23 protein-coding genes are annotated in these 25,859 nt (G+C 68.5%); 14 read left to right on the top strand and 9 right to left on the bottom strand.

The window, feature by feature from the left end; all coding sequences use genetic code 11:
• Nucleotides 1–44: 44 nt before the first annotated feature.
• The 4 genes from H6900_06440 to H6900_06425 form a co-directional block, all read right to left on the bottom strand.
• Nucleotides 45–803 carry a gamma-glutamyl-gamma-aminobutyrate hydrolase family protein gene (locus tag H6900_06440; protein ID MCC0072914.1) on the bottom strand — a complete coding sequence of 253 codons (759 nt, stop codon included), beginning with the start codon at nt 801–803 and terminating at the stop codon, nt 45–47.
• Nucleotides 804–870: 67 nt separating this feature from the next.
• The gene (locus H6900_06435; GenBank protein MCC0072913.1) at nt 871–1,296 is read right to left on the bottom strand and encodes a heme-binding protein; all 426 of its coding nucleotides are present in this window, start codon (nt 1,294–1,296) and stop codon (nt 871–873) included.
• A gap of 14 nt (nt 1,297–1,310) precedes the next feature.
• Nucleotides 1,311–2,093 carry an SDR family oxidoreductase gene (locus H6900_06430; protein ID MCC0072912.1) on the bottom strand — a complete coding sequence of 261 codons (783 nt, stop codon included), beginning with the start codon at nt 2,091–2,093 and terminating at the stop codon, nt 1,311–1,313.
• A 173-nt stretch (nt 2,094–2,266) separates the two neighbouring features.
• A complete protein-coding gene (locus H6900_06425; protein ID MCC0072911.1) occupies nt 2,267–3,538 on the bottom strand; it encodes an acyl-CoA dehydrogenase family protein in 1,272 nt (423 codons plus the stop codon).
• A gap of 124 nt (nt 3,539–3,662) precedes the next feature.
• Here H6900_06425 and H6900_06420 point away from each other — a divergent pair, with 124 nt between their 5' ends.
• Both H6900_06420 and H6900_06415 read left to right on the top strand, forming a co-directional pair.
• A complete protein-coding gene (locus H6900_06420) occupies nt 3,663–4,664 on the top strand; it encodes a phosphotransferase (GenBank protein ID MCC0072910.1) in 1,002 nt (333 codons plus the stop codon).
• Entirely contained in the window at nt 4,661–5,299 is a 639-nt protein-coding gene (locus tag H6900_06415; protein MCC0072909.1) for a GntR family transcriptional regulator, read from the top strand. Before H6900_06420 ends, H6900_06415 begins: the two co-directional genes overlap by 4 nt.
• Before the next feature lie 91 nt (nt 5,300–5,390).
• Here the strand turns inward: H6900_06415 and H6900_06410 are convergent, their stop codons facing one another.
• Both H6900_06410 and H6900_06405 read right to left on the bottom strand, forming a co-directional pair.
• Nucleotides 5,391–5,996: a sugar transferase gene (locus H6900_06410; protein MCC0072908.1), complete on the bottom strand. Its 606-nt coding sequence runs from the start codon at nt 5,994–5,996 to the stop codon at nt 5,391–5,393.
• The gene (locus H6900_06405) at nt 5,993–6,811 is read right to left on the bottom strand and encodes an NAD-dependent epimerase/dehydratase family protein (GenBank protein MCC0072907.1); all 819 of its coding nucleotides are present in this window, start codon (nt 6,809–6,811) and stop codon (nt 5,993–5,995) included. The genes H6900_06410 and H6900_06405 overlap by 4 nt, the downstream gene beginning before the upstream one ends.
• 129 nt (nt 6,812–6,940) lie before the next feature.
• Between H6900_06405 and H6900_06400 the strand changes: the two genes are divergently transcribed.
• From H6900_06400 to H6900_06380, 5 genes are all read left to right on the top strand, one after another.
• The gene (locus H6900_06400; protein MCC0072906.1) at nt 6,941–7,747 is read left to right on the top strand and encodes a 2-(1,2-epoxy-1,2-dihydrophenyl)acetyl-CoA isomerase; all 807 of its coding nucleotides are present in this window, start codon (nt 6,941–6,943) and stop codon (nt 7,745–7,747) included.
• Nucleotides 7,744–8,178 carry a hydroxyphenylacetyl-CoA thioesterase PaaI gene (paaI, locus tag H6900_06395; protein ID MCC0072905.1) on the top strand — a complete coding sequence of 145 codons (435 nt, stop codon included), beginning with the start codon at nt 7,744–7,746 and terminating at the stop codon, nt 8,176–8,178. Before H6900_06400 ends, paaI begins: the two co-directional genes overlap by 4 nt.
• A 3-nt stretch (nt 8,179–8,181) precedes the next feature.
• Nucleotides 8,182–9,492, top strand: a complete 1,311-nt coding sequence (gene paaF, locus H6900_06390; GenBank protein ID MCC0072904.1) for a phenylacetate--CoA ligase — start codon at nt 8,182–8,184, stop codon at nt 9,490–9,492.
• A gap of 80 nt (nt 9,493–9,572) precedes the next feature.
• A complete protein-coding gene (locus H6900_06385) occupies nt 9,573–10,166 on the top strand; it encodes a TetR/AcrR family transcriptional regulator (GenBank protein MCC0072903.1) in 594 nt (197 codons plus the stop codon).
• Nucleotides 10,167–10,228: 62 nt separating this feature from the next.
• Complete coding sequence (locus H6900_06380) at nt 10,229–13,153, top strand: valine--tRNA ligase (GenBank protein ID MCC0072902.1); 2,925 nt, start codon at nt 10,229–10,231, stop codon at nt 13,151–13,153.
• A 116-nt stretch (nt 13,154–13,269) separates the two neighbouring features.
• Here H6900_06380 and rnr read toward each other — a convergent pair whose 3' ends face one another.
• From rnr to H6900_06365, 3 genes are all read right to left on the bottom strand, one after another.
• On the bottom strand, nt 13,270–15,492 hold the full coding sequence (rnr, locus tag H6900_06375) for a ribonuclease R (protein ID MCC0072901.1): 2,223 nt from the start codon (nt 15,490–15,492) through the stop codon (nt 13,270–13,272).
• A gap of 85 nt (nt 15,493–15,577) precedes the next feature.
• Nucleotides 15,578–16,933, bottom strand: a complete 1,356-nt coding sequence (locus H6900_06370; GenBank protein MCC0072900.1) for an aminotransferase class III-fold pyridoxal phosphate-dependent enzyme — start codon at nt 16,931–16,933, stop codon at nt 15,578–15,580.
• Between the two features lie 10 nt (nt 16,934–16,943).
• The gene (locus H6900_06365) at nt 16,944–17,714 is read right to left on the bottom strand and encodes an IclR family transcriptional regulator (protein MCC0072899.1); all 771 of its coding nucleotides are present in this window, start codon (nt 17,712–17,714) and stop codon (nt 16,944–16,946) included.
• Between the two features lie 144 nt (nt 17,715–17,858).
• Between H6900_06365 and H6900_06360 the strand changes: the two genes are divergently transcribed.
• The 7 genes from H6900_06360 to H6900_06330 are packed head-to-tail and all read left to right on the top strand — an operon-like array spanning nt 17,859 to nt 25,841.
• Nucleotides 17,859–18,800: a tripartite tricarboxylate transporter substrate binding protein gene (locus H6900_06360; GenBank protein MCC0072898.1), complete on the top strand. Its 942-nt coding sequence runs from the start codon at nt 17,859–17,861 to the stop codon at nt 18,798–18,800.
• Nucleotides 18,801–18,858: 58 nt separating this feature from the next.
• Nucleotides 18,859–19,407, top strand: a complete 549-nt coding sequence (locus H6900_06355) for a tripartite tricarboxylate transporter TctB family protein (protein ID MCC0072897.1) — start codon at nt 18,859–18,861, stop codon at nt 19,405–19,407.
• A gap of 11 nt (nt 19,408–19,418) precedes the next feature.
• A complete protein-coding gene (locus H6900_06350) occupies nt 19,419–20,915 on the top strand; it encodes a tripartite tricarboxylate transporter permease (GenBank protein ID MCC0072896.1) in 1,497 nt (498 codons plus the stop codon).
• On the top strand, nt 20,896–22,380 hold the full coding sequence (locus H6900_06345) for an aldehyde dehydrogenase family protein (GenBank protein MCC0072895.1): 1,485 nt from the start codon (nt 20,896–20,898) through the stop codon (nt 22,378–22,380). Before H6900_06350 ends, H6900_06345 begins: the two co-directional genes overlap by 20 nt.
• Nucleotides 22,381–22,424: 44 nt before the next feature.
• The gene (locus H6900_06340; GenBank protein ID MCC0072894.1) at nt 22,425–23,663 is read left to right on the top strand and encodes an aminotransferase class III-fold pyridoxal phosphate-dependent enzyme; all 1,239 of its coding nucleotides are present in this window, start codon (nt 22,425–22,427) and stop codon (nt 23,661–23,663) included.
• On the top strand, nt 23,660–24,604 hold the full coding sequence (locus tag H6900_06335; protein MCC0072893.1) for a phosphotransferase: 945 nt from the start codon (nt 23,660–23,662) through the stop codon (nt 24,602–24,604). Before H6900_06340 ends, H6900_06335 begins: the two co-directional genes overlap by 4 nt.
• The gene (locus H6900_06330) at nt 24,597–25,841 is read left to right on the top strand and encodes a Tm-1-like ATP-binding domain-containing protein (protein ID MCC0072892.1); all 1,245 of its coding nucleotides are present in this window, start codon (nt 24,597–24,599) and stop codon (nt 25,839–25,841) included. The genes H6900_06335 and H6900_06330 overlap by 8 nt, the downstream gene beginning before the upstream one ends.
• Nucleotides 25,842–25,859 lie beyond the last annotated feature (18 nt).

The following is a 25,859-nucleotide window of genomic DNA, read 5'->3' as shown; positions in this document are numbered from 1 at the left end:
GCCGATCCCCACCGCGACGCGGTTCCGACGGGTGCTGGACGCGCCTAGCGCGCCTGGGCCCAGGCGCGCACCGCCTGCCCAAAGGCCGCGAACAACGGGCGCGAGACCGGGTCGGCGGCGGCGTTGTATTCGGGGTGCCACTGCACCGCCAGCGTGAAGCCGGGGGCATCCTTGACATAGATCGCCTCGGGCGTGCCGTCGGGGGCATAGCCATCGATGACGATGCGCGCACCGGGGTCCTTGATCCCTTGCCCGTGCAGCGTGTTGGTCATCACTTCGCGCGCGCCCAACAGGCCGTGGAACGGCCCGCCTTCGGTAAAGGTGACGGTATGGCGCAGGGCGAATTTCTCGTCGAGCGTGCCCTCGGGCGGCATCCGGTGGTTCATCCGGCCCGGCAGGTCGCGGATCTCTGGATACAGCGTGCCCCCCATGGCCACGTTGACCTCCTGAAAGCCGCGGCAGACACCCAGAAAGGGCTGGCCCCGTTCGACGCAGGCGCGCACCAGCGGCAGCGTGATCGCGTCGCGGCACCGGTCGAAATCGCCATGCGCGGGCGTCGGTTCCTCGCCGTATTCCTCGGGATGGACGTTGGGCCGCCCGCCGGTCAGCAGGAAGCCGTCACAGACATCGAGCAGTTCCTCGACCGAGACGTAGTGCGGATCGGCAGGGATCAGCAACGGCATGGCGCCCGCGACCTCGGCCACGGCGACCGAGTTCATCGTGCCCCCGGCGTGCACCTGGTAGGATTCGTTCAGGAGGGCGCTGTTCCCGATAACCCCGACGACCGGACGCTTGCGCGGCATGTCTCGTTCCTGCGGCTGACTGCGTTGGGGCCAACCTAATGCGCTGAACGGGTGAAGGAAAGGGGGCTCACGCCTCGCCGGTGAACCCTGCCGCGACGGCCCCCTCGAGCCCGGCCTCGGCGTCGTTGTCCGAGGTGTCGCCACTGACGCCCAGCGCGCCGACGATGGCGCCCGAGGCGTCGCGCAACAGCACGCCACCCGGCACCGGCAGCAGCTTGCCGTCAAAAACCCCCGCCAGGGTCTGGGCAAAGACCGGCCGCCCCTCGGCCAGGCGGGCCAGCGCGCGCCCGCCCATGCCCATCATGACCGCGCCATGGGCCTTGGCGCGGGCGACCTCGAATCGGCCGACGGGCGCGCCGTCCTCGCGTTCGAAGGCGACCACATGGCCGCCTGCGTCCACCACCGCAACCGCCAGCGGGCGCATCCCGCCGGCGCGCCCCGCCGCAAAGACCGCCGCCATTGCGGCGCGCGCCTGGTCCCGTGTCAGACTCATGTCCGCCCCCCTTTCTATAACGACCACTTCGGCGTAAAGGGATGCTGCGCCGACAATCCGCCGTCAACGGCCAGAACCTGCCCGTTGACATATCCGGCCGCATCCGAGGCCAGCCAGGCGACCGCTTCGGCGATTTCCTCGGGCTGACCGCCGCGACGGGTGGGATTCAACTGCCCGATCCGGTCCTCGCGCCCCTTGGCGCGGGCGTCATCGTACAGCAAGGCGGTCATCGGCGTATCGATCAGCCCTGGCGCCACTCCGTTCACGCGAATGCCGCGACCGCTCAGCGCCATGGCGGTGGATTGCACCAGATTGATCACCCCCGCCTTCGAGGCCGAATAGGCGATCGGCCCCGCGCCGGCCCGCAACCCCGCGACCGAAGCGGTGCACACGATCGCCGCGCCCCGCGTCATGTGCGGAAGCGCCGTGCGGATCGCCACCCAGGGGCCCAGCAGGTTGACTCGCAACACCTCGAGAAACGTCGCGCTGTCCTCGTCCAGGCGGGGCACCAGGCCGCCGGTGATGCCGGCGTTGGCGTGCAGGACGTCGAGCCCGCCGAAGCGGTCGATGGCGGCGCCGACAAAGGCCTCGGCCCCGGCGTCGGTGGCGACATCGGTCACCACCGCCTCGGCCCGGCCGCCCGCGTCGCGGATCATCGACGCGGTGTCGCGCACCGCCGGGTTCACATCCGCAGCCACCACCGACGCGCCCTTGCGTGCCAGCAGCAAGGCGGTGGCCCGCCCGATGCCGCCAGCGGCGCCGGTGACGATGGCGGTCTTGCCGGTGAACTCTGTCATGACGCCTCTCCTTGTGGAAACCCGGTCAGGGGGGCCGTCTGCCCCCCTCGCCCTTCGGGCTCACCCCCCGAGCGTATTTTGGACAAGATGATGAACACTTTGAATCAAATTGTTCTCAACTGCCCCCTCACCTTGTTGCAAATACGCAATCGACGCGGCCCTCAGGCGCGCGCTTACGCATCGAGCGCGGGGTTGCGGCCGCGGCTGGTGACCATGGGTTCCCACCCCGGATGGTTCAGGCCCTTGCGCTTCTTGATCTCCATGCGGGCCAGTTGGTCGCGGTGGACCTCGTCGGGGCCGTCGGCCAGCCTGAGGGTGCGCAGGCCCGCATAGGCCAGCGCGGTGCCGAAATCATTGCCGGTGCCGCCGCCACCGCAGGCCTGGATGGCCCAGTCGGCAATCTGGCAGGCCATGGTCGGCGCCGCGATCTTGATCATCGCGATCTCGGCCCTGGCTTCCTTGTTGCCGACGGTGTCCATCTTGTGGGCGGCGTGCAGGGTCAGCAGACGGCACTGGTCGATCATGATCCGCGCCTGGGCGATGCGTTCGCGGGTCACGCCCTGCTCGGCCACCGGCTTGCCGAAGGCGACGCGTTGCAGCGTGCGGTCGATCATCGTTTCCAGCAGGCGTTCGGCCAGGCCGATGGTGCGCATGCAGTGATGGATGCGGCCCGGTCCGAGGCGCCCTTGCGCGATCTCGAAGCCGCGCCCCTCGCCGAGCAGGATGTTCGAGGCCGGCACACGGACGTTTTCGAACAGCACTTCCGACGCGCGGTCGGGCACACCGTAGTAACCGAAAACCGGCAGCGAGCGGGTCACGGTGATGCCGGGCGTGTCCATGGGCACCAGGATCATCGACTGCTGGCGGTGACGGTCGGGGTTGGTGGGATCGGTCTTGCCCATGAAGATGCAGATCTTCGTCTTGGGGTTCGAGGCGCCGGTCGTGTACCATTTGTGGGCGTTGATGACATAGCTGTCGCCGTCGCGCCGGATCTCGGCTTCGATGTTCGTCGCGTCGGACGAGGCCACGCCGGGTTCCGTCATCGCAAAGCACGAGCGGATCTCGCCGTTCAGCAGGGGTTTCAGCCAGCGTTCGCGGTGTTCGTCGGTGCCATACCGTTCGATCACCTCCATGTTGCCGGTGTCCGGGGCATTGCAGTTGAACACCTCGGGCGCCAGCAGGCTGCGGCCCATGATCTCGCACAGGTAGCCGTATTCGACATTGGACAGGCCGGCGCCACGATCGGACTCGGGCAGGAACAGGTTCCACAGCCCGGCCTCGCGCGCCTTGGGCTTGAGCCGGTCGAACATCGGATAGACCGCGAAGGGGCCCAGTTCCTCGGCCTCGCGCAGGAACTGCGCTTCGTTGGGATAGATATGGTCGTCCATGAAGGCCTTGAGCCGGGCTTCGTAATCGAGGACGCGGGCGGATTTGTCGGGGACCATGGTTTCCTCCTGTGCTGGGGCAAGCCTAGCGCGCCGGATCGCATCTGACAAGATCGTCTGACGATCCGGCTTGACGAAAGCCACCCGCTGCGGGCATCCTGCCGCAAAGCAGCAGGAGCGCGCGATGGCCGAAGCAGACCTTACCCGCTGGATGAAAGCGCATGTCGCGGGGTTCCGGGGACCTCTCACGCTGACACGGCTGACGGGGGGGCAATCGAATCCGACCTGGCGGATCGACGCCGCATCGGGGCGATACGTTCTCAGGCAGAAGCCGGTGGGCAAGGTGTTGCCCTCGGCCCATCAGGTGGACCGCGAATTCCGGGTGATGCAGGCCCTGGGGCAGACGGATGTGCCGGTGCCCCGGATGCTGGGCCTGTGCACGGACGACAGCGTCATGGGGTCGATGTTCTTCGTCATGGAGCATCTTGAAGGGCGCACCTTGTGGGACCCGCGGCTGCCCGACATGACCCCGGCCCAGCGCGGCGCGATCTTCGAGGCGATGAACGACACGATCGCGCGTATCTCGCTGGTCGATCCGCTGGCGATCGGGCTGGGCGATTTCGGCCGCCAGGGCGGCTATGTGGAGCGGCAGGTGACGCGCTGGTCCAAACAGTATCGCGCGTCGGAAACGGTGCGGATCGAGGCGATGGACCGGCTGATCGACTGGTTGCCGCAGAACCTGCCGACCGCGCCCGAGGAGGTGCGCATCGCGCACGGCGATTTCCGTCTGGACAATCTGATGTTCCACCCCACCGAGCCGCGCGTTCTGGGCGTGCTGGACTGGGAACTGGCCACGCTGGGCGATCCGTTCGCGGATTTCGCCTATAACGTCATGGTCTGGCGGATCGTGCCGGGGATTTTCCGGGGGCTGGGCGGCACCGATCTTGCCGGCTCCGGGATCCCGACCGAGGACGCCTATATCGACCTGTGGTGCCGCAAGACAGGCCGCCAGCGGCCGGCGAATTTCGATTTCTACGTCATCCTCAGCCTGTTCCGCATTGCCGCCATCGTCCAGGGCATCGCCAAGCGCGCGCAGGAAGGCACCGCAAACGACCCCAAGGCGGCCGAGATGGGCAAGGTTGCCGCGCCGCTGGCCGATATCGCCTGGGCCATGGTGCAACGGTGAGCGCGCTCCCTCCCTCGCGGCCCGAGGTGCTGGTGCGCGAGGTGTTGCAGGGGCTGGCGGAGGGGCGCTATGTGCCCGGCCAGAGACTGGCCGAACCCGACCTGATGGCGCGCACCGGGCTGGGGCGGTCCACGGTGCGCGAGGGGCTGGGGCGGCTCGCGGCTTCGGGGATCGTGGTGCAGGCGCCGCACCGGGGCGCGCAGATCCGCCACCTCACGCGGCGGGCGACCTGCGACGTGCTGCGGGTGACGGATCCCCTGCTGGGCCTGGCCGCCCGGCAGGCGGCCGAGGCGGTCCTGGGCGGTGCGGATGCGGCGGCGCTGGTCGCTGCCGCGGCGGACTACGACGCGGCCGCCGACGACGAGCGGCCCCGGGCGAGGGCGCGCTATTACCGGGCGCTGACGGTTCTGGCGGGCAATGCCGAACTGGAGCGGTTGTTGCCGATGCTTCAGGTGCATCTGATCCGGGCCCAGCTCAGGGCGAGCCGGCCGCCCGGGCGCGCGGCGCGGCGGGCGCTGGTCACAGCGGTGGCGGCGGGGCGGCCAGACGAGGCCGAGGCGGCGGCACGGGGTCATGTGCGCGCGCTGATCGCCGCCTTGCCGGGGATGCCGGACGCGGCCTTTGCAAGCGAGTGAGCGTTGGGGGGCTGCGCGCCCCCCAAACCCCCGCGCCAAAGGGGGCCACGCCCCCCTTTGGAAACCCCGTGCGCGGCGCCCTGTGCTGGCGTCAGCGGGCCGAAGGAAAGAGCGTCCGGCGGATCACCTCGAGGTCCAGGCAAAAGCTCTGGTTCTGCTGGTAGATCAGGTCGAGCCGGGCCTTTCTGGGGATACAGGCCCGGCAATAGATCGCATCGGTTTCCTGGGCCGAGGTCGAGCGGGCCAGCAGCCGGCTTTCATGCCGGCTGAAATAGATGGAGCCGAGGCCGGTCAGTCCCGGCCGGTTCTTCAGCACCTGGTTGTAGATCGCCGGAAAGCGTTCCACGTATTCGCGCAGCGGCGGGCGCGGGCCGACGACCGATATGTCCCCCACCCAGAGGTTCCACAACTGCGGCAATTCGTCGAAGCGCCGCCGCCGGAGCCAGGCGCCGAAGGGGGTGATGCGGTCCGCCTTGTCCGCGCCCGAGACGCCGCGGTCCGCACCATCGACGCGCATGGTGCGGAATTTCCACAACCGGAAGCCCCGGGTCGGGGTTTTCATCCGCTCGCCGCCGTAAAACACCGGGCGGCCGTCGCGGATCAGCACGATCAGACCGAAGACGATCACCATGGGCACCACGAACGGGGTGATCATGGCCGCCGTCCACAGGTCGAAGGCGCGTTTGAGCGGGGTCATCGGTCCTCCTGGCAGGCGCGCCATTGAGCGATCAGGCCCTGCGCGGAACTGTCCGTATCAGCGAAGGACATCAGGGTTTCAAGCCGGTCGATGGACAGGGTCAGCCGGGCAATGGCCTGCGGCGGCGCGGGACGGCGTTCGACAGGCAGGCCCGCCGCCTGCGCGAGGTCGGACATGTCCACGGGCCGCGGCGCGCCGATGTTCAGAACCGGCGGCAGCGCGGGGGCCAGGGCCAGGGCGGTCAGCGCCCGCGCGAGGGTCTGCGGACCGATATAGCTGCGCACCGGGCCGCTGCCGTCGGCGAACCGGTCCAGCAGCAGGGGCCGGCGCGGATTGGTGAGCAGCGCGTCCGCGCCGGCGACATTGCCAATCCGCAGCATGGTGACGCCAGGCCCTGCGCAGGCACGTTCCATCGCCAGCTTGGCCTGCCCATAGGCCGAGGGCGGGACACAGGCGGCGTCCTCGGCCCAGGGCTCGGCACGGTGCCGGCCATAGACCGCCGAGGACGAGGCCAGCAGCACCCGTCCGATCCCCGCCGCTCGCGCCGCCTGCAATGCCGCCAGGCCCAGTGCGCGGTTGTCATCGATCGCCGCCCCCTGCCCCGGTGTGACGCCTGCCAGCACGACCAGCGCGCCCGGCGCCCCGTAGCGCGCGCACCAGTCCGTCAGCGGCGCAGGCCCGTCCAGGATCGGCCAGTCCAGATCGGCGCCGGGGCCACGTTGGGCCCAGGCGGCGGGCAGACCGGCGCCCTTCAGCAGCCGCCCGACACGGCTGTTGGCTCCGGCGATCATCAGGGGCGGCGGGGTCGGTCGCATGTCCGGGGTGATGCCACGCGGACCGGTGCAACACCATCCCGAACCGCCGCACCCGGCGGAAAATTGATTGACCGCTCGGTCGGCCTATGCAAGATCAAGGCAGCGCAGGCTCGGCGCCCGGAGGAGATCATGAGCGAATCGCACGACGCGGCCACCCCTGTTCTGGTGACCCTGACCGACGGCGTGATGGAAATCACGCTGAACCGCCCCGAGCGGCTGAATTCCTTCAACGAGGCCCAGCACCTTGGGCTGCGGGCCGCGCTGACCCGCGCCGCCGGGGATGCGGCGGTGCGCGCTGTCCTGCTGACGGGTGCGGGGCGCGGGTTCTGCGCCGGGCAGGACCTGGGCGACCGCGACCCACGCAAGATGGATGGCCCGCCCGATCTGGGGGCGACGGTGCGCAATTTCTGGGCACCGTTGGTGCGCCAGATCCGCGCGCTGGACAAGCCCGTGATCGCCGCCGTGAACGGGGTCGCGGCCGGGGCGGGCTCGTCTCTGGCGCTGGCCTGCGATCTGGTGCTGGCGGCCGAAAGCGCGAAATTCATCCAGTCGTTTTCCAAGGTGGGGTTGATCCCGGACACCGGCGGCAGCTGGAACCTGACGCGGCTTCTGGGCGAACAGCGCGCCAAGGGGCTGGCGCTGACCGCGATGCCCCTCGGAGCGAAGCAGGCGGAATCCTGGGGGCTGATCTGGCAATGCCTGCCCGACGCGGCGCTGATGACCGAGGCGCGGGCCCTGGCCGCGCGCCTGGCCCAGGGGCCGACCTTTGGCTATGCCCAGACCAAGCGCGCGATCCAGGCCGCCGCGAACCAGTCGCTGGACACGCATCTGGACCTGGAGGAACAGTTGATGAAAGCCTGCGGCGAAAGCGCCGACTATGCCGAGGGCGTGGCCGCCTTCCTCGACAAACGCCCAGCGGAGTTTACGGGACGATGACCCCCGATCACCTTGCCCGGGCCAGCGCGCAGGCGATGCTGGCCGATGACAACGCGAGCCGACATCTGGGCATGTCGCTGGATTTCGTCGCGCCCGGTCAGGCGACGCTGACGATGACCGTTAGGCCCGAGATGACCAACGGCCACAAGACCTGCCACGGCGGCTATATCTTCACGCTGGCCGACAGCGCCTTTGCCTTTGCCTGCAACACCTACAACCAGCGGACCGTGGCGCAGATGGCCGCGGTCAGCTTCCTGGCCCCGGCGTTCGAGGGCGACCTGCTGACCGCCACCGCGCAAGAGGTCTGGCGCCAGGGGCGCGGCGGCATCTACGACGTGCGCGTCACCAATCAGTCCGGCACCCCGATTGCCGAGTTCCGCGGCCATTCCCGCACCGTCAAGGGCACCCACCTGCCCGAACCCACGGAGTAACCCATGGAAGACCTGTCCCCCCGCCCCGGCGATCTGGAACCGATCGAAACCGCCTCGCGCGATGAGATCACGGCGCTGCAACTGGAACGGCTGAAGTGGTCCCTGAACCACGCCTACGCGAATTCGCCCTTCTACCGGCAGAAATTCGACGCCCACGGCGTGCATCCCGACGACCTGAAAAGCCTGAAGGATCTGGCCAGGTTCCCGTTCACGGTCAAGACCGACCTGCGGGACAATTACCCGTTCGGCATGTTTGCCGTTCCGCGCGAAAATATCCTGCGGATTCACGCGTCCTCGGGCACGACGGGCAAACCGACGGTGGTGGGCTATACCAGGAACGACCTCGATGTCTGGGCCGATTGCGGCGCGCGGTCGATCCGGGCCTCGGGCGGGCGCGCGGGGGACATCGTGCACGTGGCCTATGGCTATGGGCTGTTCACCGGGGGCCTGGGCGCCCATTCGGCGGCCGAACGGCTGGGCTGCACCGTGGTGCCCGTCTCGGGCGGGATGACCGAGCGCCAGGTGACGCTGATCCAGGATTTCAAGCCGCGCATCATCATGGTGACACCCAGCTACATGCTGTCGATCCTGGATGAATTCCGCCGCCAGGGGATTGACCCGCGAGACAGCTCGCTGGCCGTCGGCATCTTTGGCGCCGAACCCTGGACCAACGCCATGCGCCGCGAGATCGAGGACGCTTTCGACATGCATGCCGTGGACATCTACGGGCTCAGCGAGGTGATGGGCCCGGGCGTCGCCAACGAATGCGTGGAAACCAAGGACGGGCTGCATATCTGGGAGGATCACTTCTACCCCGAGATCATCAACCCCGAGACCGGCGAACCCGTCGAGGACGGCGAAATGGGTGAACTCGTGTTCACCTCGCTGACCAAGGAAGGTCTGCCGATCATCCGCTACCGCACCCGCGATTTGACGCGGCTGTTGCCCGGCACGGCGCGCTCGATGCGGCGGATGGAAAAGATCACCGGGCGGTCGGACGACATGATCATCCTGCGCGGTGTCAACGTCTTCCCCACCCAGATCGAGGAACAGATCCTGAAATGCGCGGGCCTGGCACCGCATTTCCAGATCGAACTGGTGCGCAACGACCGCATGGACGCGATGATCGTCCATTGCGAGGCGACGGCCGCCGCCGCCGGAAACGACGCGCGCGCCGCCTCGAGCAAGGAACTGGCGCATCACATCAAGTCGGTGGTCGGCGTGTCCACCAGGATCACCGTGCATGAACCCGGAGGCGCGCCGCGATCCGAGGGCAAGGCCAAGCGCGTGGTTGACAACCGGCCCAAGGGCTGACGCCGCCGGCGTGCCCCACAGACACCCGGGTGCAAGGGGGGCGCGGCCCCCCTTGCACCGTTCCAACAGGAGCCGAGGCCATGGCCCGCACCCGCGCCGCCGATTTCGAGGACAAGCAACGTGCCATCCTGGCCAGCGCCGCCGCGGTGCTGACCGAACAGGGCATGGACAAGGCCTCGATGGCGCAGATCGCCACCCAGGCGGGCGTGTCCAAGGCGCTGCTCTATCACTATTACCCCGGCAAGGACGCGCTGATCTTCGACATCATCCGCACCCATCTGAGCGAACTGGACGAGGCCGTCGCGGCGGCCGACGACCCCGCGCTCGAACCCCGCGCGCGGCTTGGGGCGCTGGTCGGGGCGGTGCTCGAGTCCTATCGCGACGCCGACAACTTTCATGTCGTTCAGTTGAACGGCACCCCCACCCTGCCCGCCGCCCAAAAGGACGAGATCCACGCCATCGAGCGGCGGATCGTGCGGCGCTTCTCGGATGTGCTGCGGCTGGTGCGCGCCGACCTGCCCGCGCCGCTGCTGATGCCGGTGACCATGTCGCTGTTCGGGATGCTGAACTGGGTCTACATGTGGTTCCGCGAGGGCGGCCCCGTCACGCGCGAGGATTACGCCGAGATCGCCACGCGCCTGCTCCTGGACGGGATTGGCGGGGTCGGGCGCTAGCCGCCCTTTCCCTTTGGCGCGCGCTTGGCTAAACACCGGCCAAAGCCCTGGGGACACGACCGATGACGATGGACAAGACCTTCAACGCCGCCGAGGCCGAAGCGCGCATCGCCGCGCAATGGGAAGCCACCGGCGCCTTCCGCGCGGGCGCGAACGCCAGCCGCGACGAGACCTTCTGCATCATGATCCCGCCGCCCAACGTCACGGGCAGCCTGCACATGGGCCACGCCTTCAACAACACGTTGCAGGATATCCTGGTGCGCTGGCACCGGATGCGCGGTTTCGACACCCTTTGGCAGCCCGGTCAGGACCATGCGGGCATCGCCACGCAGATGGTCGTCGAACGCGAACTGGCCAGGGACAAGACGAACCCGACCCGCCGCGAAATGGGCCGCGAGGCCTTTACCGCCAGGGTCTGGGACTGGAAGGCGCAGTCGGGCGGCACCATCATCAACCAGTTGAAGCGTCTGGGGGCCTCGTGCGACTGGTCGCGCAACGCCTTCACCATGTCGGGCGCCCCGGGCGCCCCCGCCGGCGACGAGGGCAATTTCCACGACGCGGTCATCAAGGTCTTCGTGGACCTCTACAACAAGGGCTACATCTATCGCGGCCAGCGGCTGGTGAACTGGGACCCGCATTTCGAGACCGCGATCTCGGACCTCGAGGTCGAGAACACCGAAGTCGCCGGGCACATGTGGCACTTCAAGTATCCCCTGGCGAATGGCGCGACCTATGAATACGTCGAGCGCGACGAGGACGGCCGCGTCACCCTGCGCGAGACGCGCGACTACATCAGCATCGCCACCACGCGGCCCGAAACCATGCTGGGCGACGGCGCCGTCGCGGTGCATCCGTCGGATGCGCGCTACCAGCCCATCGTCGGGATGCTGTGCGAGATCCCCGTGGGGCCCAGGGAACACCGCCGCCTGATCCCGATCATCACCGACGAATACCCCGATCCGAATTTCGGCTCGGGCGCCGTGAAGATCACCGGCGCGCATGATTTCAACGACTACGCCGTGGCGCAGCGCAACGGAATCCCGCTTTACAACCTCATGGATACCAAGGCGCGGATGCGCGCCGACGGCCTGTCCTACGCGGAAAGCGCGGCCATCGCCGGGCAGATCGCGCGCGGCGAACACCCGGCCGGCGATGTCAGCCAGATCAACCTGGTGCCCGACGAGCTGCGCGGCCTGGACCGCTACGCCGCGCGCGAGGCGGTGATCGAGGCCGTCACCGCCGAGGGGCTGGCCGTCACCGTGCTGCGCAAGTCGATCGACCCCGAGACCCGCGCCGAACATCTCGAACGCGTGCCCCTGGTCGAAGACAAGCCGATCATGCAGCCCTTTGGCGACCGCTCGAAGGTGGTGATCGAGCCGTTCCTGACCTGGCAATGGTTCGTCGATACCTCGAAACTGGTCGGCCCGGCGCTGGACGCCGTGCGCAAGGGCTGCGCGGCCGACCGCGAGGGGACCTTTGACGAACACGCCGGCATGACCCGCATCCTGCCGGAATCGGGCGAAAAGACCTATTACCACTGGCTGGAGAACATCGAACCCTGGTGCATCTCGCGCCAGCTTTGGTGGGGGCATCAGATTCCGGTGTGGTATGACGACCAGGGCAACCAGTATTGCGCCGCCTCCGAGGCCGAAGCGCAGGCCATGGCGCCCGGCGCAATCCTGACCCGCGACCCCGACGTGCTGGACACCTGGTTCTCGTCCGGCCTGTGGCCGATCGGCACGCTGGGCTGGCCAGAACAGACGCCGGAACTGGCGAAATACTTCCCCACCGATGTGCTGATCACCGGCCAGGACATCCTGTTCTTCTGGGTCGCGCGGATGATGATGATGCAGCTGGCCGTGGTCGGTCAGGTGCCCTTCCACACGGTCTATCTGCACGGCCTGGTGCGCGACGCCAAGGGCAAGAAGATGTCCAAGTCGCTGGGCAATGTCGTCGATCCGCTGGAGATCATCGACGAATTCGGGGCCGATGCGCTCAGGTTCACCAACGCGGCGATGGCCAGTCTGGGCGGGGTTCTGAAACTGGACACCCAGCGGATCACGGGCTATCGCAATTTCACCACCAAGCTGTGGAACGCCACGCGTTTTGCCGAAATGAACGGCGTGTTCGAGGGCGCGCCGCAGCCCGGCGTGCCGCAGGCCACCGCCACGGTCAACCGCTGGATCGTCGGCGAGACCGCGCGCACCCTGGCGGCCGTGAACGAGGCCTTTGCCAGCTACCGGTTCAACGATGCCGCCCAGGCGCTTTACGGCTTTGTCTGGGGCAAGGTCTGCGACTGGTATGTCGAGTTCGCCAAGCCGCTGTTCGACGGCGCGGAGGCGGCGGAAACCCGCGCGACGATGCGCTGGGTTCTGGATCAATGCGTGATCCTGTTGCACCCGATCATGCCCTTTATCACCGAGGAACTGTGGTCGCTGACGGGGCCGCGCGACACGATGTGCGTGCACGCCGACTGGCCGACCTATGGGCTGGATGTGGCCGACCCCGAGGCCGACCGCGAAATGGGCTGGGTGCTGAACCTCATCGAAAGCGTGCGCTCGTCGCGGGCGCAGATGCGCGTGCCGGTGGGGCTGAAGCTGCCGATGCTGGTGGTGGATCAGGATGCGACCGCCACGGCCGCCTATGCCCGCAACCAGGTGCTGATCGAGCGGCTGGCGCGGATCGACGGGCTGCACGCGGGCCAGACGGTGCCCAAGGCCGCGCTGACCGTCGCCGTCGAGGGCGCCACCTATGCGTTGCCTCTGGAGGGGGTGATCGACATCACCGCCGAGGCGCAGCGTCTGGGCAAGAGTCTGGAGAAGCTGGAAAAGGACATCGGCGGCCTGGAAGGGCGGCTGAACAACCCGCGCTTTGTCGCCAATGCGGCCGACGAGGTCGTCGAGGAGGCGCGCGGCCAACTGGCCGAGAAGGCCGACGAGGCGGCGCGACTGCGCGAGGTTCTGGCCAAGCTCAGCGCGATGGTGTGACGGGCGCGGCGGGGGGCCAGCCCCCCGCACCCCCCGCCAAAGGGGGTTTTCCACCCCCTTTGGATACCCCCGGAGGATATTTCCGGCACAAAGAAGGGCGCCGTCCGCGCACCCGCTCAGCGCTGGCGTTCGCGTTTGCGCCTGGCATTGTGTTTTGCGGATTTCGCGGCCGAGCTCTTGCGGGGGGCGGTGCGGCCGCCCTTGCCGCGCCGCGCGCGGGCGAGCGGTTGTCCGGCGACCTCGACCAGTTCGAGGACGAGGCCGCCGGTCAGGGCCTCGGCCTCGGCCAGTTTGACGGTGACGCGCTGGCCCAGCCCCAGCGTGGTGCCGGTCTTCTCGCCCGTCAGCGTCTGGGTGTCGGCGTCGTGGCGGAAGTATTCGTCGCCCAGCGAGCGGATCGGCACCAGGCCGTCGGCCCCCGTTTCATCGAGTTTCACGAACAGCCCGAAGCGCGCCACGCCGGCGATCCGCCCGGCAAAGCTGGCTCCGATGCGGTCGGCCATAAAGGCCGCGAGATAGCGGTCGGTGGTGTCGCGTTCCGCAGCCATCGAGCGGCGTTCGGTATCCGATATCTGCTTTGCGGTCTCGGCCAGGGATTCGATGTCGCGATCGGAAAGCCCGTCATCGCCCCAGCGATGCGCCGCGATCAGCGCGCGGTGCACGATCAGGTCGGAATAGCGCCGGATGGGCGAGGTGAAGTGCGCGTAATTCCTGAGCGCCAGCCCGAAATGGCCGAAGTTCTCGGGGGCGTAGTAGGCCTGCGTCATGGACCGCAGGGTGGCCATGTTGATGAGTTCGTCGAACTCGGTGTTCGCGGCGTCAGCGAGCAGCCTGTTCAGGTGGCGGGTTTGCAGCACCTGCCCCTTGGCCAGCGTCAGGCCAGCGCCCAGGGCCACCTCGCGCAGGGCGTCGATCTTTTCCAGCGCCGGTTCCTCGTGCACCCGGAACAGCAGCGGCGAGCGGCGGGCGATCAGCTCTTCGGCGGCGGCGACATTGGCCATGACCATGAATTCCTCGATCACCTTGTGGGCGTCGAGCCGGTCCTTGAACGCGACGGATTGCACCGCGCCATCCTCGCCCAGAACGATGCGCCGTTCCGGCAGGTCGAGGTCCAGCGGCTGGCGCGCGGCGCGGGCGGCCAGGGTCGCGCGCCACGCCGCATGGAGGGTGGCCAGCCCCTCGGCCAGCGGCGCGGTCCGGGCGTCGGGGCGTCCCTCGAACGCGGCCTGGGCCTGTTCGTAGCTGAGCGAGGCGCGTGAGCGCATCATCGCACGGGTGAAGCGGTGCGCGGTCTTTTCGCCCTGCGCGTTGACGCTGAGACACACCGCCAGAACCGGCCGGTCCACCCCCTCGTGCAGGGAGCACAGCTCGCCCGACAGCCGGTCGGGCAGCATCGGCACCACGCGGTCGGGGAAATAGGTGGAATTGCCGCGCACCCGGGCCTCATGGTCCAGCGCCGAACCCGGGCGCACATAGGCGGCGACATCGGCGATGGCAACCCAGACGGCAAAGCCGTCGCCGTCGCGCGTGGCGCAGACCGCGTCGTCATGATCGCGCGCGTCGGACGGGTCGATGGTCAGCAGGGGCAGGTCGCGCAGGTCCTCGCGCCGGCCCAGGGGCAGCTCCCGCGCCGCCGCGACCTGGGCAAGGGTATCGGGCTGGAACCGGTCGGGAATGCCGTGCTGGTGGATCGCGATCAGCGACACGGCGCGCGGTGCGCCAGGATCGCCCAACCGTTTCACCACCCGCGCGCGCGGCAGGCCCAGCCGGGCGGGGCCGGTCTGCTCGGCCTCGACCAGTTCGCCGTCCTTCGCGCCGGCGGCATCGGCACTGGCGACCCGCCATTCCATGTCGGCGCCCTTGTCGATCGGCAGGATGCGCCCGCCCTCGGACCCGGCGCGGTAGATGCCCAGCACGTTGCGCGGCCCGGCTTGCAGGCGACGGATCGGGTGGGCGTGATAGCCGCCCTTGACCTCGGTCAGCTTGGCCAGCACCCGGTCGCCGGCGCCCATCGCGGGTTGCCCGGCGCGTTCGATCACCTGGATGCGGGGCGGCGGCGCGTCGCTGCGCCACTCGGCGGGTTCGGCCAGCAGGTCGCCCTGAGCGTCGGGCCCGGTCACGCGCACGATCCCCACCGGCGGCAGCGCGCCGTCGATGAAGTGGCGCTTGCGGCGAACATAATGGCCCTCGGATTCCAGCTCGGCCAACAGGCGCTTCAGGTCCACCTTGTCCGCGCCGCCCTTGATACCATGGGCACGGGCGATGTCGCGCAGCGTCGGGCGGCCTTCCTGTTCGGACAGCCAGCGGATCAGATCGGGTTTCGAGGGCAATCGGCTCATGCCCAGCCGCTACCACGCGCTGCCGGACAGGTCACGCGGAAAGCGGGGGGCGCGCGCCGTGCACGCCCCCCGGGAACCCGTCAGGTCAGACGGATTTCAGACCGGCGTCCAGCGCCGTCAGGATGGTCTGCACGTCCGCCGAGGTCAGCACCAGCGAGGGCGACAGGATCACGTTAGGCCCCGACACGCGGACCATCGCGCCGGCCTCGTAGGCGACCTTCTGCACCTGGCCGGGCACCGCTTTCGGCGGTGCGGCCTTGGTCGCGCGATCGCTGACCAGTTCCAGCGCGATCATCAGCCCGTGGCCGCCGCGCACGTCGCCCACCACGTCATGTTTGGCCTGCAACGCCTGCACACCGGCAAAGAGTTCGGCCCCGCGCGCGGCGGCGTTCTCGTTCACCTTCAGGCGGCGGGTTTCGGCCAGGCAGGCCAGCGCGGCCGCGGCGCCGACCGGGTGGCCTGAATAGGTATAGCCGTGACCGATGGCGGCTTTGCCGGTTTCGTCCTTTTCAAAGACCTCGGCGACGTGTTCGGCGATCATCAGCGCGCCAAAGGGGAAATAGCCGTTGGTGATGGCCTTGGCGGTGGACATCATGTCGGGCTGGACGCCCCACAACCGGCTGCCGGACCAGGCGCCGGTGCGGCCAAAGGCGGTGATGACCTCGTCCGCGATCAGCAGGATGCCGTTGCGGCGGCAGATCTCGGCCACGCCGGGCATGAAGCTTTCATGCGGCGGGATCACGCCGCCCGCGCCCAGGATCGGTTCCATGATGAAGGCCGCGATGGTGCCCGCGCCCTGGAACGCGATCTCGTCCTCCAGCTCGGCCAGGATCAGTTGCGCCAGTTTCGCGGGGTCGGATTCGTTGAACGGGTTGCGATAGGGATAGGGCGCGGTGATGTGGAAACAGCCGGGCAGAAGCGGCTCGTAGGCGGTGCGGAAGTTCGCGTTCCCGTTGACCGATGCGCCGCCGAAATGGGTGCCGTGATAGCCCTTTTTCAGGGACAGGAACTTGACCCGGCCGGCCTCGCCGCGGATTTTGTGATACTGGCGGGCGAGGCGCAGCGCGGTCTCCACCGAATCCCCCCCGCCCGAGGTGTAGAAGGCTCGCGTCAGCCCGTCGGGGGCGAAGAAATCCTTCAACTCCTCGGCCAGTTCGATGACCTTGTCGTTCGAGGTGCCGCGAAAGATCGAATAATAGGGCAGCGCATCGAGTTGGGCGGTGATGGCGGCCTTCACCGGCTCGCAGGAATAGCCCAGGTTGACGTTCCACAGCCCGCCCACGCCGTCCACGACCTGGTGTCCGTCGATGTCGGTGATGCGCACGCCCTGCGCGCCGGTGATGATGGTCGGCGGGTTCGCCTGACTCTCGGCCGGATGGGCCATCGGGTGCCACAGGTGGCGGGCGTTGTTGGCTTTCAGAAAATTCTCGTCGCGCGGCATGGTGGGCTCCTCAGATTGCGATACGGTGGTTGGGGGGGACACGGCCACCCAGTCCCAGCGTCGCCTCGCGGGCGGCGGGGGCCAGCGCGGAAACGATCGCGGCCATGTGGTCGGCGGTAATGCGGGAAATGGGGCTGGCCACGGCCAGCGCGCCGGTGGCAAAGCCGTCGGCGCCGAAGATCGGCACGGCGATGCCGAAAACCTCGTCCTCAAAGGTCTGGTCGGCGGTGGCATAGCCGTTGCGCCCGGCGGCATCGAGCAGGTCCACCAGGCGGGCCCGTTCGGTGGGCGTCGTCGTGGTCGTGGCGGTCAACGGCGCGGCCAACAGTTGCGCGCGAACCTCGGGCCGGGCAAAGGCCGTGTAGGCAAGACCCGAGGCCGTGGCGTGCAACGGCAGGACCTGGCCGGGCTCCAGCGACACCCGGTTCGAGCGGGTGCTTTCGACGATGCCGATGGTGCCCAGTTGCCGCCCCGAAATCAGCGAGGCATGGGCCGTCTCGCCCGTGAGAGACGCCAGCCGTTCCAGGATCGGCGTCAGCACGCGGGTGACGGGAAACGTCGCCTCGCGCAGGCGCGCCAGCCGCAGGATTCCCGCGCCCAGGCGCCATTTGCGGCTTTCGGGATCCTGATCGACCAACCCCGTCGCGGCCATGTCGCCCAGCATCCTGAGAACGGTCGCCTTGTCGATTCCCGACAGGCGCGCCAGATCGCTGAGCCCGAACTCAGGGTTCTGGCCATCGTAAAAATCCAGCAATCTCAGGGCCTTCTCGACAGTGCGCATGGGGGTGATCCCGGGTCGCTGAAAAAACGCTCATTGCAGGTGCAAGAAAAGTCTTGACCGAATCCGATCGGTCGCGCAAGCTGTTTTTGAAACATCGGTGTAAATAATGAACCGATGAGCACAAAACCCAATTCGGAGGATCGCATGAACAGAACCCCCCTCACGCTGGCCCTTGCGGCGGCGCTGGCCATCCCTGCCGGCGGGGCGTTGGCCGAATACCCGGAAGGCCCGGTCACCTTTGTCGTGCCGTGGCCCCCGGGCGATCTGGAAGACGTGCTGACCCGCATGATCGCCGAGGATTTCCAAGCCGCCTATGGCCAGCCGGCGGCGGTGCTGAACCGGCCGGGCGGCGGTGGCGGCCCGTTCCCCGGCGCGGTCGAGGTGGCGGCGGCGCCGGCTGACGGTTCGACCGTGGGCTCGTTTGTGATCGGCGTGCCGGTCGTCGGGCCGACCATCGGCATCCCGGAACTGAACCCCGACCCCTTCGCGCCCGTCGGCATCTTCCTGACCTATCCCTTCGTGATGGCGACCTCGGCCGACGCGCCCTATCACACGATGCAGGAACTGGCCGCCTATGCGCAGGACAACGATGTGCTGTTGGGCCATTTCGGCGCGCAACTGACGCCCACGCAGGTCAGCTTTGCGCTGGCGCATGAGATGGGCTTCGCCTGGGGGGCGGACGCGGCCTATGACGCGCTCGATTGCAACACGCTGGCCTCGGGGGATGTGGATGTCATCAACACCACGATCCAGTTGATCATGCCCTGCCTCGATCAGGTGACGATCCTGGCCGCGATCACCGGCGACCGGTTGGCGCTGGCCCCCGATGCGCCGACCGTGGCGGAACTGGCCCCCGATCTGGGCATCTCGCTGTGGAACGGCCTGTTCGTGCCCCGTGGCACCCCGCAAGAGGTGATCGACCGCATCGCCGCCGTCGCGCAGCAAACCATCGCCAGCGATCGCGCGCAGCGATTCGCGGCCGAAACCGGCGCGCAGATCTACTGGATGAACGCCGCCGATTCCGCCGCGCGGATCCAGGCCGACATCGCCACCGTCGGCCATATCGGCGCGATGCTGGCCGAGTGACCATCCCGGCCCCGGCGCCCAGCGCGCCGGGGTTTTCCGTTGGCCACACGAGATGCCGATGACCGACCCCGAGCACGACCTGTCCGAGTTGACGCACCCGCCCCACCATCGCGCCGAGATCGTGTTCGCGGTGGTCTCGTTCCTGATCGCGGTGGCGCTGGCGCTGGCCTGGTCCACCGAAACGCAATGGATCGACGGCCAGGCCTGGAGCCGCCAGCCGGGCCTGTGGCCGCTGATCGCCGTGGTGGGGATGCTGGTCTTTGGCATCGGCGAACTGGTCGCCTGCCTGATCCGCAACCTCCGCAATGGCGGCGGCGACGTGCTGGCCGAGGTCGCCTTGTGGGCCCGCGCGGGGGAATACCTGGCGTGGTTCCTGGTCTATGTGCTGGCGACGCCCTGGATCGGCTACCTGCCGGCGACGGCGATCTTCATGACGGCGCTGGCCTGGCGGCTGGGCTATCGCGGGCGCAGTCTGGCCTTGGCGCCGCTGGTCGCGGTGGTCATCGTGGTGATGTTCAAGGCGGTGCTCGCGGTGCGCATCCCGGGGGGCGCGATCTATGACGTGTTTCCGCAGGCCGTGCGCAATTTCCTCGTCATCTATCTATAGGGGGCCCGGCCGTGGACATCCTTCTAGCCGCCCTCGCCATCGTGTCGCGCTGGGACGTGATCGCGGCCTTGCTGGTCGGATCGGTCGGCGGCGTCATCATCGGCGCGATCCCGGGCGTGGGTCCGGCGGTCGCCATCGCCATCCTGCTGCCCGCGACCTTTGGCATGGACCCGATCGTGGGCCTGACGCTGCTGCTGGGCATCTACGGCTCGGCGCTGTTCGGGGGGTCGATCCCGTCGATCCTGATCAACACGCCCGGCACGCCGGTCAACGCGCTGACCACCTATGACGGATATCCGATGACGCAAGCGGGCCAGGCGCCGCGCGCGCTGGGGCTGAGCTTTGGCGCCTCGTTCTTTGGCGGCATCTTCGCGGTCGTCGCGCTGATCCTGCTGTCGCCCGTGCTGGCGCGGGTCGCGCCGATGTTCGGCTCGCGCGAGATTTTCCTGGCCGCGCTGCTGGGCTGCGTTCTGGTGGTGGTCGCGCATCGCGGCCAATCGCTGGCGGCGGGCGCGCTGCTGATGTTCGGCCTGTTCCTGAACACCATCGGGATGGAGGCCAACAACTACACCCGCCGGTTCACCTTTGAGCTGACGTTCCTGGATCAGGGCGTGAACCTGATCGTCGTGGTGCTGGGCCTGTTCGCCGTGTCGCAGGCCTTTGTCCTGCTGGTCGGCAAGGACGACCAGGAGGCCGCGCCAACGATCAGCGGCAGTGTCTGGAACGGCGTGACCGAGGTGTTCCGCAACCTGCGCGTCGCCGTGGTCGGGTCGCTGTCGGGCACGATCATGGGGATCATCCCGGGCGTGGGCGAGTTCACGTCGCAGTTCCTGTCCTACAGCCATGCGCGCAGCGTCTCGAAGACGCCCGAGCTGTTCGGCAAGGGCAGCCCCGAGGGGTTGATCGCCTCGGAAACCGCCAACAACTCGGTCCCGCCGGCCGCCATGGTGCCGTTGCTGGCGCTGGGCATCCCGGGCGAGGCGCTGACGGCGATGATGCTGAGCGTGTTCTATGTGCACAACGTCATCCCCGGGCCGGGCCTGTTCCGCGACCACATGGATTTCATCGTGGCGCTTTACATCTGTCTGGCGCTGCTGAACATTCTGGCGCTGGGGTTCCTGCTGGTGGCGACAAAACCCTTGCTGAAGGTCCTGCTGATCCCGAACCGCTATCTCGGGATGATCATCCTGACCCTCAGCTTCGTCGGGATCTATTCGCTCAGGAATTCGGCCATCGATTGCGTGCTGGCGGCGCTGTTCGGACTGCTGGGCGTGATGCTGAAGCGGCTGAACCTGCCGATCGTGCCGATCATCCTGGGGATGGTGCTGGGCGGCATCATGGAAACCAAGTTCCGCACCTCGTTGCCGCGCATCCGCGGCCTGACGGACTGGATTGACCGCCCGGTTGCAATGGCGATCTTCTCTCTCATATGCATCGTCCTGGGCCTGCACGTCTGGGGACTGTGGCGCGATTGGAAAGGAAAACGGAATGGATCAATCCAGCATTGACGCGCTTGCCGCGGCGCCGGTCGCGGCGCGCGGGCTGTTCATCGGCGGCCGGTGGGTCGCGGCGGCGAACGGCGCCGTTCTGCCGGTCACCTCGCCCATCGACGGCCAGCGGCTGACGACCATCGCCGACGCGGGCGCCGCCGATGTGGACGCCGCGGTCGCCGCGGCCCGGCGCGCGTTCGACGCGGGGCTGTGGTCGCGCGCCGCACCTGCCGAGCGCAAGAAGGTCCTGCACCGGATCGCCGACGCCATCGAACGCGAGGCCCTGGCGCTGGCGGTGCTGGGCGTGCGCGACAACGGCACCGAGATCTCCATGGCGATCAAGGCCGAACCCGGCAGCGCCGCCGGCACCTTCCGCTATTACGCCGAGGCGCTGGACAAGATCCCCGGCGAGATCGCGCCCACGGCCGAAAACGTTCTGGGCCTGGTGCATCGCGAACCCGTGGGCGTGGTCGGCGCGATCGTGCCGTGGAACTTCCCGCTGATGATCGGCGCGTGGAAGATCGCGCCGGCGCTGGCGGCGGGCAACTCGGTGGTGCTGAAACCCTCCGAGGTGGCGTCGCTGTCGCTGCTCAGGCTGGCCGAGATCTGTGCCGAATGCGGCCTTCCCGAGGGGGTGCTGAACGTCGTCACCGGCATGGGCGCGGTCTCGGGCGAGGCCCTGGGCCTGCATCCCGACGTGGATGTGCTGGTCTTCACGGGTTCGGGCGGCGTCGGGCGGCGGTTGCTGGACTATAGCGCGCGGTCCAATCTGAAGCGCGTCTACCTGGAACTGGGGGGCAAATCGCCCAACGTGGTCTTTGCCGACGCGCCCGATCTGAAACAGGCCGCCAGGATCAGCGCGGCAGGGATCTTCCGCAACTCGGGGCAGGTCTGCGTGGCGGGCTCGCGGCTGCTGGTCGAACGCGCCGTGGCCGAGGAATTCACCGAACTTCTGGCCGCCGAGGCCCGCGCCATGAAGGTCGGCAACCCCTTGCGGCTGGACACCCAGGCGGGCGCGATCGCTTCCGAGATGCAGCTTGCCCGCGTCGCCGGCATGGTCGCGCAGGCCACCGACGAAGGCGCCGCGCTGGTCACCGGCGGGGAACGCCTGCTGCCCGAGACCGGCGGCAGCTATTTCGCGCCGACGATCCTTGCCGGGGTCGCCCCCGACATGACCATCGCCCGCGAAGAGGTGTTCGGCCCGGTGCTGGGGGTCATCCCCTTCGACACCGAGGCCGACGCGGTCCGCATCGCCAACGGAACCGACTATGGCCTCGCCGCCGCCGTCTGGACCGGCAATCTCAGCCGCGCGCATCGCATGGTGCGGGCCATCGACGCGGGCGTCGTGCACGTCAACACCTATGGCGGGGCGGACAACACCGTGCCGCTGGGCGGGCACCGGCAGTCGGGCAACGGGCACGACAAGTCGCTGCACGCGATGGACAAATACGTGAACCTGAAAACCGCGTGGATCCAGTTGTGAGCGAAACCCTGATCGAACGGCGGGCGCGGCTGCTCGGGCCCAACATGTCCACGTTTTACACAGACCCCGTGCATCTGGTGCGGGGTCAGGGGGTGTGGCTGTGGGACGCCGACGGGCGTCAGTATCTGGATTGCTACAACAACGTCCCGCATGTCGGCCACTGCCACCCCCGCGTGGTCGAGGCGATCTGCCGGCAGGCGGGCACACTGAACACCCACACCCGCTATCTGCACGAGGGGATCCTCGATTATGTCGAAGCCCTGACCGCGACCTTCGACGCGCCCTTTGACACCGCGCTCCTGTGCTGCACCGGCTCCGAGGCGAACGACGTGGCGCTGCGCATGGCGCAGGCGCTGACCGGCAAGACCGGCGTGATCGCCACCGACCACACCTATCACGGCAACACCACCGCCGTGCACCAGCTTTCGCAGACCAACCCGCCGCCGGGCGGGTATTGGGATTCCGTCGTATTCGTGCCCGCGCCCGACAGCTATCGCCCCCTGGGCGGTGAGCCGGGCATGGCCCACGCCCACGCCTTTGCCGCCGAGGTCGCGAAGCAGATCGCGGTGCTCGAGGACCGCGGCTGCGGGTTCTCGTCGTTGATCCTCGATCCGTTCTTTGCCAATGAAGGTTTCCCCACCCTGCCCCATGGCTGGCTGGACCCCGTGGTCGCCGTGGTGCGCAAGGCCGGCGGCGTCATCATCGCGGACGAGGTTCAGCCCGGCTTTGGCCGCGTCGGCAGTCATTTCTGGGGGCACCAGAAGATCGGCCTGACGCCCGACATCGTGACCCTGGGCAAGCCGATGGCGAACGGCCACCCGGTCGCCGCCGTGGTCGCGCCCGCCCAGACGATGCAGGCGTTTCGCAGCCGGTTTCGCTATTTCAACACCTTTGGCGGCAACCCCGTCAGCGCCGCCGCCGCCATGGCCACCCTGCGCGTCGTGCAGGACGAAGGGCTGCAAGCCAACGCGGCCGAGGTCGGCGCCTACGCCCTGTCAGGACTGCGCGAACTGGCCACGCGGCATCCGGCGATCGGCGATGTGCGAGGCTCGGGCCTGTTCTTCGGCGCCGAAATGGTGCTGGACCGGGGCACAAAGGCCCCCGCGACCGCCTATGTCAAGGCGCTGGCCAACGGGATGCGCCAACGCGGCGTGCTGCTGAACTTCCTGGGAATCCACTACAACGTGCTGAAGATCCGCCCGCCGATGCCCTTCGCGCGGGCCCATGTCGATCAGTTGATCGACACGTTGGATGCGGTGATGACCGCAACACCGCTGGCATGACGGGCCTCGCGCATCAGGCGGCGCCTTTGTGGGGCCTCTCGCCCGACGCGATCACGCTGGCCGCCCAGCGCGAGAACGCCGTCTGGCGCGCCGAGGGTGCGGGCGGCCCCTATGCGCTCAGGCTGCACCGCCCCGGGTATCGCACGGCCGATGAACTGCGCTCGGAACTGGAATGGATGGCGATGCTGGCCCGGGGGGGGCTGGCCGTGCCGCGCCCGGTGCCGTCGCGGAATGGCCGCCTGGTCGAAGACGTCGGCGGCACCGCCGTGGATCTGCTGACCTGGCTGCCCGGACAGATGGTCGGCAAGCAGGGCGCCCTGGACGGGATCGGGGACCGCGCGGGCCACATGCACCGGCTGGGCGGGCTGCTGGCGCGCCTGCACGACCTCTCCGACGGCTGGACCCCGCCTGCGTGGTTCACCCGCCCCCGCTGGGACCGGCCCGGGCTTTTGGGCGACGCACCGCTGTGGGGGCCGTTCCAGACGAACCCGGATCTGTCCGACGCCGACCGTGCCGCCGTGGACGCCGCGCGGGACCGCGCGCAGGCCGACCTGGCCGCGCGTCACGACGCGCTGGATTTCGGCCTGATCCACGCCGACGCGATCACCGAGAACGTGATGGTCGATGGCCAGAGCCTGAGCCTGATCGACTTTGACGACGGCGGATGGGGCTACCGCGATTTCGACCTGGCAACCGTGCTGCTGCGCCAGCTTGCCGCCCCCGACTATCCGGCCCTGCGCGCCGCGTTGATCGCAGGCTATGCCACCCGCCGCGCGGTGGATGCGGCGACGCTGGACCTGATGCTGATGTTGCGCGCGCTGACCTATCTGGGCTGGATCATTCCCCGGATGACCGAACCCGGCGGGCGGGCGCGCTCATTGCGCGCCGTCCGCACCGCGATGCCCCTTGTCCATGCTTACCTGCGAGGCCCCGATGCCTGAGACCACCACAGACCGCACCATCCTCATCGTCGGCACCTACGACACCAAACAGGACGAACTGGGCTATCTGGCCCAGGTGATCCGCGCCCAGGGCGGCGCGGTGAGGACCATGGATGTCAGCGTCCTGGGCGACCCGCGCGAACCCGTGGATTATTCCAAGCACCAGGTCGCCGACGCGGGCGGATCGTCGATCGCCGAGGCCATCGCCGGCGAGGACGAGAACCTGGCCATGCAGATCATGGCGCGCGGATCGGCGGCGCTGGCCGCGCGGCTCTTCGCCGAGGGGGCGTTCGACGGGGTCGTCGTGCTGGGCGGCTCGATGGGCACGGATCTGGCGCTGGATCTCTGCGCGGCTCTGCCCCTTGGCGTGCCGAAATACATCGTCTCGACGGTGTCCTTCTCGCCGATGATCCCGCCCGAACGGCTGGCGGCGGATGTGCAGATGATCCTCTGGGCCGGCGGGCTTTACGGGCTGAACTCGGTCTGCAAGGCGTCGCTCAGCCAGGCGGCGGGGGCAGTGCTGGGTGCCGCGCGGGCGGTGGAACGGCCAACCCGCGACCGGCCCCTGATCGGCATGACCAGTTTCGGCAAGACCGTGCTGCGCTACATGGTGACGCTGAAACCCGCGCTGGAAGCGCGCGGATTCGAGGTCGCGGTGTTCCACGCCACCGGCATGGGCGGGCGGGCGTTCGAATCGCTGGCCGCCGAAGGAGCCTTTGCCGCCGTTCTGGATTTCGCCCCGCAAGAGGTGGGCAACCACCTGCACGGATCGGCCATCAGCGCCGGCCCCGACCGCATGACCAACGCCGGCAAGGCAGGTATCCCGCAGATCGTGTCCATCGGGTGCTATGACCTGGTGGACCTGGTCGGCTGGCACGAGATGCCCGCGCATCTGAAGGACCGCCCGGCCCATGCCCACAACCGGCTGCTCACCTCGGTCATCATGACCCCCGACGAACGCCGCGAAATGGCGCGCGTGATGTGCGAGCGGCTGGCCCTGGCCCGGGCGCCCGTGGTGTTCCTGCTGCCCACGCAGGGCGGCAACGAATGGGACCGCCCCGGGGGGCCCCTCAGCGACCCCGAGGGGCTGGCGGCCTTTGTCCAGGGGGTGCGCGATTTCTGCCCCGCCAATGTCACGCTGATCGAGATGGACGCACATATCAACGATCCCCTGTTCTCGGACAGCGCGCTCTCGGTGGTGGACGACTGGATCGCCGAAGGGGTTCTGACACGCTGAGGACACTTTTTATCGGGC

Source organism: Rhodobacter sp. (assembly GCA_020637515.1).
Classification (GTDB): domain Bacteria; phylum Pseudomonadota; class Alphaproteobacteria; order Rhodobacterales; family Rhodobacteraceae; genus Pararhodobacter.
This window is presented reverse-complemented; position numbering and strand designations above follow the sequence as displayed.